Source organism: Clostridium sp. NSJ-49, assembly GCF_014287725.1.
GTDB lineage: Bacteria > Bacillota > Clostridia > Clostridiales > Clostridiaceae > Clostridium > Clostridium disporicum_B.
This window is the reverse complement of record NZ_JACOOP010000076.1, coordinates 1-10,223: the sequence shown is the minus strand read 5'-3', so window position 1 is coordinate 10,223 and position 10,223 is coordinate 1. Positions and strand designations below refer to the sequence as shown.

Sequence of the window (10,223 nt, the reverse complement as noted above, 5' to 3'; positions counted from 1 at the left end):
CCCATAGCATAAGCTAGTAAGACCCCTTGAAGAACACAAGGTTGATAGGTCAGAGGTGTAAGTGCGGTAACGTATTTAGCTGACTGATACTAATAGGTCGAGGGCTTGACCAATAAAAATATAAAATTCATGTGCAATTTTCAGAGAACACTCTGAATATCAGGTGATGATGGCGTAGAGGAAACACTCCTTCCCATTCCGAACAGGAAAGTTAAGCTCTACAGCGCCAATGGTACTGCATGGGAGACTGTGTGGGAGAGTAGGACGTTGCCTGGTTAGTAAAAACACTTAAGTCTATCTTAAGTGTTTTTTTGTTGTATAAAAGTATATAAACTATACTAAGAATCCGGCAATTATATTCCAAAAGTTAGTTTTTTAATGATTATTGCTGAAAAATTACATGTAGTAGCAGAAAAAAATATTGATAGATGCTTTAGCTTGAGGTAAATTTGAAAATTTTAAGTTTCTTTTAGTAAAGTTAATAGAGAATAAAAAAGACTTAAGAATATTCTTAGGTCTTTTTTTATTATATAAATTTATAAATAAAGTTAAAATTTTATATAATATTAGCTATTTTAAATATAAATAAATTGTTGGAGATATTTTCTATAGATTTAATTTTAATTATAAATTTAAAAGACAAATATGCATATGTTAATGTATATTTTATGGATTTTCTTTAATAAATTATCTACTAAAAGAGACGTAATACGACGATAAACAACATAATATTTTAATTTTTTGAAAATGTAAAAGTATACTTAAAGGTTTTGATGAATTTAATGTCGTTTGAAAAGTGTTGATGATATTTTATCTATGATGATAAAATTAATAAGCATAATATAATTTATTCCATAAATGACAAAATTAATAAAACAAATGTAGTAAGGAGGCATAACATGAGACAAAATATTCTAGAATCTACTGATAATATTGCTAAATCTTTTAATGATGAAGTGAATTGGAAAAATAAGAGTATAGAAGTAATAGAAGAAATAGAAGAAAAAAAAGAAAAGAAGGTAGCAAGTAAAAAAGCGAAATGCGAGATAACAGATTTTAACACATATTTATTTCATGAAGGCAAAAACTACAATAGTTATGCGTTTATGGGATCACATGTAGTTACTGAAAAAAAGAAAAAAGGAGTTAGATTCTCAGTTTGGGCGCCTAATGCAAAAAGTGTTTATGTAGTAGGTGATTTTTCATCTTTTGAAATTAGAGATGAGTATAAAATGGACAAGATAACTGAAGCTGGAATATGGACTCTATTTATTCCTAATTTGAGTGAAGGAACATTATATAAGTATTCAATAGAAAATATGTATGGACATCATACTTATAAAGCGGATCCATTTGCATTTAAATCTGAGCTTAGACCTAATACTGCTTCAATAGTAGTTAATGAAAAGCAAGATAAATATAAATGGAATGATAGAAGTTGGATGGCTAAAAGAAGAAGATATAATATGTATGAAAGTCCAATAAATATATATGAAATACATCTAGGATCTTGGAAAAGAAAAAATGGAGAATTTTTAACATATAGAGAAATTGCTAAAGAGTTACCTAAATATTTAAAAGAAATGTCATACACACATGTAGAGTTGATGCCATTAATGGAGCATCCATTAGATGCATCATGGGGATATCAAATAACAGGATATTATTCTGCCACTACTAGATACGGCGATGAAAATGATCTGAAATATTTAATAGATGAACTTCATAAGGTTGGAATAGGAGTTATTTTAGATTGGGTTCCAGGTCATTTTTGCAAAGATATTCACGGCTTATACAGATTTGATGGCACACCTACTTATGAATATCAAGAAGAGTGGAAAGCAGAAAATAAAGGGTGGGGAACTTGTAATTTTGACCTAGGTAGGCCTGAAGTTAGAAGTTTTTTAATATCTAATGCAGTATATTGGTTAAAAGAATTTCATATAGATGGATTAAGAGTAGATGCAGTATCTAATATGCTATATTTGAACTATGGAAGAAATGATGGAGAGTGGAGACCTAATAGATATGGTCAAAATGGTAACCTAGAAGCTATTGAATTTATAAAAACTTTAAATACAGTAATTAGGGAAAATTTTTATAATGTAATGATGATAGCTGAAGAAGCAACATCATGGCCTAAAATATCAAAGCCTGTAGAAGAAGGTGGTTTAGGATTTAATTTTAAATGGAATATGGGATGGATGAACGATACATTAAAGTATATAGAGATGGATCCTATATATAGAAAATATCATCATAATAAAATAAATTTCTCAATGATGTATAACTACAATGAAAATTTTATTTTACCTATATCCCATGATGAAGTGGTACATGGAAAATACTCTTTAGTGAATAAGATGTGGGGAGATATTTGGAATAAGTTTGCAGGATTAAGATTATATGCAGCTTATATGATTGGGCATCCAGGAAAGAAGCTCCTTTTTATGGGAAGTGAGTTTGGACAATTTATAGAGTGGAGAGAGTATGAAGAATTAGAGTGGTTTTTAATAGATAAATTTGAAAATCATAAAAAAACACAGGAGTATTTTAAATCTCTTAATAAATTTTATAAAGATAATAAAGCATTATGGGAGCTAGATTATGATTATAAGGGGTTTGAATGGATTGATGCAGATAATAATAATTCAAGTGTATACTCCTTTATACGTAAAGGAAGAGATGAAAATGAAATATTAATATTTGTGTTTAATTTTACTCCAGTAGTAAGATATGACTTTAGATTAGGTGTACCTTATAAGGGAGAATATAAAGAAGTATTTAATACAGATAGTTTAGAGTTTGGTGGATCAGGTCAGATAATGACAGATATTTTAGTGGCTGAGGAAATTGAAATGAATAATAGACCTTATTCTATTAAGATAAAGGTTCCACCAATGGCTGCAACTGTTTTGTCTATAAATAATGTTAATAAACATAAATAATGGAGGGGATTTGATGAAAGTTTTATTTGTTACATCTGAAGCAAATCCATTTGTTAAAACAGGAGGATTAGGTGATGTAATGGGAGCATTACCACAATCTTTGCATAATCTAGGTGTAGATGCAAGAGTAGTTTTACCTAAGCATAAAAATATAAAAGGTGATTATGTTAAAAAACTTGAATTTATTAAATGGTTCATGGTTCCTGTTGGATGGAGAAATCAATATTGTGGAGTATTTAAGTATGAACATAAATCTGTTACTTATTATTTCATAGATAATGAATACTATTTTAACAGAGATGGATTATACGGATATGGTGATGATGCAGAAAGATTTGCTTTTTTTGATAGAGCTGTATTGTGCTTTTTAAAGGAAATTGACTGGCAACCAGATATTGTAAATTGTAACGACTGGCAAACCGGTATGATACCTGTATTACACAAATTAGAGTATAGGAAAGATCCATTTTACTCTAATATGAAAACAGTTTTTTCAATTCATAATTTATTATTTAAGGGAACTTTTTCACCAGATATTTTACCAAATTATTTTGGGTACGATTATATGCCTATGGCAAATGGAAGTGTAGAGTTACACGGTGGAGCTAGCTTTATGAAAGGAGCTTTAAATTATAGTGATATAATCACAACTGTAAGTAATAGTTATGCTGAGGAGATAAAAACTCCACAGTATGGTGAAGGTTTGGATGGATTGTTAAGAGAAAAAAGCTTTAGGCTTAAAGGAATTGTAAATGGTATAGATTACGAAGAGTTTAATCCTGAAGAAGATAATTTAATATATAGGAAATTTAATTATGAAGATTTAAAAGGCAAGACAGAAAATAAGATATTACTACAAAAGGAATTAGGTTTACCACAAAAAGAAAATACTCCAATGATAGGATTAGTATCTAGATTAACTAATCAAAAGGGATGCGATTTAATAATAAATATAATAGATAGATTATTACAAAATGACATTCAAGTTGTAATTCTAGGAACTGGAGACTATTTGTATGAAGAAACGTTTAAGAAACTTCAATATAGATATCCAGATAAAATATCAGCAAATATAAAATTTGATAATGTACTAGCTCATAAGATATATGCTGCATCTGATATGTTCTTGATGCCATCATTATTCGAACCTTGTGGATTAGGACAGTTAATTGCTTTAAGATATGGTACTATTCCGATAGTAAGAGAAACAGGTGGACTAAAAGATACTATACGTCCATATAACCAATATAACAAAGTAGGAAATGGCTTTGGATTTAAGAATTATAATGCCAATGAACTAATGTCAATAACGGAATATGCATTAGCTTTATATAAAGATAAGGAACATTGGAAAGGTATAGTAAGACAAGCTATGGAGTCAGATAATAGTTGGGAAAAATCAGCTCAAGAGTATAAGAAGTTATATGAAGAGTTATTAACTAGTTGCTAATTTAGAAATCCCCTGTTTAGGAGGTAGATATATGTTATCTATTGATAAGGATACCTTTAAAAAAGATTATGAAAATAAGTTTATTAAACTACATGGAAAAGAATTAAGTGAAGGAACCAATCAACAAAAGTATGAAGCTTTAGGTGCACTTGTAAAAGATTATGTAGCGAACATGTGGATAGAAACTAATAAAATGTATAAAAAAACAGGAGATAAGCAAGTATACTATTTTTCGATGGAATTCTTATTAGGGAGATTATTGGGAAATTGTCTTTTGAATCTAGGAATCAGAGATATGTGTAAAGAAGCATTAGGAGAGATGGGAATAGATTTAGATGAGATTGAAGATTTAGAACAAGATCAAGGGCTTGGTAATGGCGGTCTTGGAAGACTAGCAGCTTGTTTTTTAGATTCTATGGCATCTCTTAAAATAGCAGGTCAAGGGTGTGGAATTAGATATAAGTATGGGTTCTTTGAGCAGAAAATAGTAGATGGTCAACAAGTAGAAGTCTCTGATAACTGGCTAAGAGGCGGAAATGTATGGGAAACTAAAAAGGCTGATAAATCTGAGATTGTTAAATTTGGTGGTTCTGTAAAGGTTGAAAATGTGAATGGAAAACTAAGTTTTATTCATGTAAATTATGAACCGGTATTAGCAGTTCCTTATGATACTCCTATAGTTGGATATGAAAATGATATAGTAAATACATTAAGGTTATGGAGTGCAGAACCAGTGTCAAATGAATTTGATTTTTCTTCTTTTAGTAGAGGAGAGTTCTTAAAAGCAATGGCTTATAAGAATTCTGTAGAATCAATTTCACTAGTATTGTATCCTGATGATTCTTTTTATGAAGGAAAGATGCTTAGATTAAAGCAACAATACTTTTTTGTTTCAGCAGGAATACAAAGTATAATTAGACACTTCAAGAAATGTGGAGGAAATATTAAAGAGTTAGATGAAAAAATAGCTATTCATATAAATGATACGCATCCTACATTAGCAATACCTGAGCTTATGAGAATATTAGTAGACCAAGAGGAATTATCTTGGGAAGAGGCTTGGAGAATAACACAAAATACAATTTCTTACACTAATCATACAATATTGGCAGAGGCTTTAGAAAAATGGCCAACAGATATGTTTAAAAGTCTTTTACCAAGAATTTATATGATAGTGGATGAGATAAATGAACGTTATTGTCAAGAGCTATGGAATAAGTATACAGGTCAATGGGATAAGATATCTAGAATGGCTATAATATCTGATGGATATGTAAAAATGGCTAATTTGGCTATAGTGGGAAGCCATAGTGTAAATGGAGTTGCAAAACTTCATACTGAAATTTTAAAGAAAAGAGAGATGGCTGATTTTTATTATCTTTATCCATCTAAATTTAACAATAAGACTAATGGGATAACCCATAGAAGATGGTTATTAAAATGTAATCCAGAATTAACTAATCTTTTAAAAGAAACTATAGGAGATAGTTTTATACGCCACCCTATGGATTTAGATAAATTTAAAAATCATCTTGATGATGTAAATGTATTATCTCGATTAAAGGAAATAAAACAAAATAATAAGATTAAATTAGCAGAGGAAATTTATAAGACAGAAGGAATTAAGGTAGATATAAATTCTATTTTTGATGTACAAGTTAAAAGAATTCATGGATATAAGAGGCAAACTTTAAATTGTTTAAGAATAATGGATTTATATAATCAGTTATTAGAAAATCCAAACTTAGATATTGTACCAAGAACTATTATATTTGCAGGAAAAGCTGCACCAGGATATTATCTTGCTAAAAATACAATAGAATTAATCTGTAGTATAGCAGAAAAAGTAAATAATGATCCTAGAGTTAATGACAAGCTTAAAGTAGTTATGATGGAGAACTATAGAGTATCTTTAGCAGAAAAAATAATACCAGCAGCAGATTTGAGTGAGCAGATATCTACAACTACAAAAGAAGCTTCTGGAACATCTAATATGAAATTTATGATGAATGGAGCAGTAACAATAGCAACTTTAGATGGAGCAAATATAGAAATAAAAGATGAAGTTGGGGAAGATAATATAGTTATATTTGGATTAAATGCCGATGAGGTTTTAAATTACCACAAAAATGGAGGTTATTCTGCTTGGGATATATATAATAATAATCCAAGAGTAAAAGCAGTAATAAATGATTTAGTAAGTGGTAGATATAATAGCGATAAAGATAAATTTAGTAAAATATATGCTAATTTATTAAGTTATAATGATGAGTTTTTTGTACTGAAAGATTTTGATGCATATTTGGAAGCGCAAAAGAAAATAGATCTTATATATAGAGATTCAAAAAGATGGCAAAGAATTTGTGGAGTTAATATAGCTCATTCAGGTATTTTTTCATCTGATAGAACTATAAAAGAGTATGCAACAGGAATATGGGATTCTAAAGTACTATATAAGAATTTATAGTAACTTAAATTTGATTATAAATATTTTCAGAATAAGATTTCGCAATTGTTAGAGTATATATCATAAAAGTAATAGCACTTTTAATAAGATATAAAAGTGCTGTTATTTTTGTGAGAAATTAAATTATATAAGTAATAAAAAAATAAGATTAGGCATAAGAATAATTTATATAAATGAGTTAAGAAAATAACTATTTAATATCTTTTAACATAATCCTAATAATGTTAATTAGATTGTAATGTTAATATAAATTTTAAAATATGTAGGTAACATAATTTTATTTAGATAAAAGGTAGAGGGTATAAGTGAGAGGAGATGTAAGGTAGTGAGTAAGAAGGAAATTGTAGCTATGATATTAGCAGGGGGACAAGGTTCAAGATTAGGAGTATTAACAAAGAAATTAGCAAAACCAGCAGTACCATATGGAGGAAAGTATAGAATAATAGATTTTCCACTTAGTAACTGTTCAAATTCAGGTATATATACAGTAGGAGTTTTAACACAATACAAACCATTAGAGTTAAATTCACATATAGGAATAGGTAGTCCATGGGACCTTGATAGAAGAGATGGTGGAGTTAGAATATTACCACCTTATCAAGAAGAAAAAGGTGGAAATTGGTATAAAGGAACTGCAAATGCAATTTACCAAAATATAGAATTCATAGATAATCATGATCCAGAATACGTGTTAGTTTTATCAGGAGATCATATATATAAGATGAATTATGACAAGATGTTACAGTTCCACAAAGAAAAAAATGCTGAAGCGACAATAGCTGTAATAGAAGTTCCACTTGAAGAGGCTAGTAGATTTGGAATAATGAATACTAATGACGATTTATCTATATATGAATTCGAAGAAAAACCAGCAAAACCAAAAAGTCAAATGGCTTCTATGGGAGTTTATATATTTAATTGGAAATTATTAAGACAAGCTTTAAAGGAAGATGAAAAAGATAAAGAATCTAGCAATGATTTTGGTAAAAACATAATTCCTAAAATGCTTTCACAAGGAAATAGGTTATTTGCTTACCCATTTGAAGGATACTGGAAGGATGTTGGTACAATAAGCAGTCTTTGGGAAGCAAATATGGATTTATTGAGAAGAGAAAATGGACTAACTTTATACGATGATGAATGGAAGATTTATTCAGTGAGCCCTGTAAGACCAGCTCAGTATATTGGTAAAAATGCTGTAGTTAAAAATGCTTTAGTAGTAGAAGGATGTAGGGTAGAAGGTACTGTTGAAAATTCAGTACTATTTGAAGGTGTTTCTGTAGGAAAGAATACTATCATAAGAGATTCTGTAATAATGCCAGGAGCTAAGATAGGTGAAAATGTAGTTATTGAAAAAGCTATTGTTGGAGCAGAAGCTATAGTAAGAAGAAGCTGTAAAATAGGAAATGGAAATAATATAGCTGTTATCGCAGCAAAAGAAGAAATAAAAAGTAGCAGTGTTTTAGATGCTATAGAAGCATAAGGGTATTAATAGGGGGAAGAGGAATATGAATAATTGTATAGGAATTATTAATTTAGATGAGAATGAACAAAGAATTAATGAATTAACTAGACATAGAAGTTTAGCATCATTACCTATAGCAGGAAGATATAGAGTTATAGATTTTGTATTATCTAATATGACAAATTCAGGAGTTGAAAATATAGGTATATTCACTAAGAATAAATCAAGATCATTAATGGATCATTTAACTAATGGAAGACCATGGGATTTACATCGTAAAAATGATGGACTTAGGGTATTTAATTTTGCAGATTTAGATCCATCGCATGATGATATCCATAATTTTTGGGAGAATATTGACTTTTTAGAATATAGCAGAAGAGATTATGTTTTAATTAGTTCTTCATATATGATATGTAATATAGATTATAATGAAGTTTTAAATTATCATAGAGAGCAAGGTAATGATATCACTATAGTATATAAGAACGTTAAGGACTGTAAGGAGAATTTTACAGACTGTGAAGTTTTAAATTTAGATGATAATTCAAATGTTATCAGTATAGGTGAAAATATATCTTATAGAAGTAACTCAAATATAAATATGGAAATGTATATAATGAAGAAGAGTTTATTTATAGATATAATATATAAGTCAATTAAAAGTGGAATGTATAAAAAGGTAAAACAATTTATTGGTGATAATTTAAAGGATTTAAAAGTTAGAGGATATGAATTCAAAGGATACCTAGCATGTATAAATTCAATTAAAGCATATTATGATGCAAATATGGATTTTCTAAAAGAAAAGGTAAGTAAAGAGTTATTTTATAGTAATTCACCTATATATACAAAGCCTAAAGATGAATGTCCAACTCAATATACAGAAAATAGTTCAGTAGTAAATTCTATAATAGCTAATGGATCTTATATTGAAGGAACAGTAAGAAATTGTGTAATTGGTAGAAAAGTATTTATAGGTAAAGACAGTGTTTTAGAAAACTGTGTTATCTTACAAAATGGAATGATTGAAGATGGAGTTAAAATGAATAGAGTTATCACAGATAAAGGTGTGGTAATTAAAAAAGGAGAAGAATTAAAAGGATTAGAAGATAATCCAGTTACAATTCCTAAAAAGAGAATATTCTAAGTTAGTAAGGTTTAATAATATAAAAAAATTAGCTATCCATTTTTCTCATAGAAATTTGGATAGTTAATTATTATAGTGTGTGGATAATGTTAATTATGTTAATAAATATATTAATGTAATCAACATATATTGTGGATAATGTGTGAATAGTGGATAAGTATATTAGTAGTAATATACCACAGTACCTAGTGTATCAATAGTATTAAATAATAGAAAAATAGAGGAAAAATGAGTAAAGTAAGTTTAATACTTAAAAGCAATAGAAAGATTAGTAGTTAGTGGAAAGAGAAGATGTTAAGATAAATCTCGTCGCTGATGCGAAACAACAAAAACACAAGATAAAAAAGTGTTTGACAGTTGTTTTGATAGGTGATAAGATAAGTCTCGTTGCTAACGAAACTAAGTTAAAAAACTTTGAAAAAAGTTATTGACATAAAGTTGAGTAAGTGATAAGATAAGAAAGTCGCTTGAAGCGATAACAAAATATGGTCTTTGAAAATTGAACAGAATATAGTTAAAATAAATCCAGCAATTCTTTTGAGAGTTTTTAAGTGAGATTCTAAATTTTAATTTAGAAAATCGAACTTACAACGCAGTAGCGTTGTTACATTTATAAACTCAAAGTAATTTGAGCAACAGATTAAACTTTTTATTGAGAGTTTGATCCTGGCTCAGGACGAACGCTGGCGGCATGCCTAACACATGCAAGTCGAGCGAGTTGATCCCTTCGGGGTGAAGCTAGC

At 28.9% G+C, this 10,223-nt stretch carries 5 protein-coding genes and 3 rRNA genes; all 8 read left to right on the top strand.

Annotation, left to right across the window (positions count from 1 at the left end):
• A 23S ribosomal RNA gene (locus tag H8S10_RS16940) occupies window positions 1-113 on the top strand; the annotation flags it as partial.
• 46 nt (window positions 114-159) lie between these two features.
• Window positions 160-276, top strand: a 5S ribosomal RNA gene (gene rrf / locus H8S10_RS16935).
• A gap of 623 nt (window positions 277-899) precedes the next feature.
• Window positions 900-2,948 (top strand): 1,4-alpha-glucan branching protein GlgB, encoded by a 2,049-nt coding sequence (glgB, locus tag H8S10_RS16930; protein WP_186839651.1) that lies wholly within the window; start codon window positions 900-902, stop codon window positions 2,946-2,948.
• 13 nt (window positions 2,949-2,961) lie between these two features.
• Window positions 2,962-4,398: a glycogen synthase GlgA gene (gene glgA, locus H8S10_RS16925; protein ID WP_186839650.1), complete on the top strand. Its 1,437-nt coding sequence runs from the start codon at window positions 2,962-2,964 to the stop codon at window positions 4,396-4,398.
• Window positions 4,399-4,429: 31 nt separating this feature from the next.
• Window positions 4,430-6,865, top strand: coding sequence for a glycogen/starch/alpha-glucan phosphorylase (locus tag H8S10_RS16920; RefSeq protein ID WP_055268434.1), 2,436 nt, complete (start codon window positions 4,430-4,432; stop codon window positions 6,863-6,865).
• A 325-nt stretch (window positions 6,866-7,190) separates the two neighbouring features.
• Window positions 7,191-8,348, top strand: a complete 1,158-nt coding sequence (locus H8S10_RS16915; RefSeq protein WP_186839649.1) for a glucose-1-phosphate adenylyltransferase — start codon at window positions 7,191-7,193, stop codon at window positions 8,346-8,348.
• Window positions 8,349-8,373: 25 nt separating this feature from the next.
• On the top strand, window positions 8,374-9,480 hold the full coding sequence (gene glgD / locus H8S10_RS16910) for a glucose-1-phosphate adenylyltransferase subunit GlgD (RefSeq protein WP_055268438.1): 1,107 nt from the start codon (window positions 8,374-8,376) through the stop codon (window positions 9,478-9,480).
• A 648-nt stretch (window positions 9,481-10,128) separates the two neighbouring features.
• Window positions 10,129-10,223 (top strand): 16S ribosomal RNA (locus H8S10_RS16905); the annotation flags it as partial.

What these genes read in the sequence shown, in the direction of transcription:
- glgB (WP_186839651.1), top strand. Translation starts at nt 900, where the DNA reads ATGAGACAAAATATTCTAGAATCTACTGATAATATTGCTAAATCTTTT.
- glgA (WP_186839650.1), top strand. Translation starts at nt 2,962, where the DNA reads ATGAAAGTTTTATTTGTTACATCTGAAGCAAATCCATTTGTTAAAACA.
- H8S10_RS16920 (WP_055268434.1), top strand. Translation starts at nt 4,430, where the DNA reads ATGTTATCTATTGATAAGGATACCTTTAAAAAAGATTATGAAAATAAG.
- glgD (WP_055268438.1), top strand. Translation starts at nt 8,374, where the DNA reads ATGAATAATTGTATAGGAATTATTAATTTAGATGAGAATGAACAAAGA.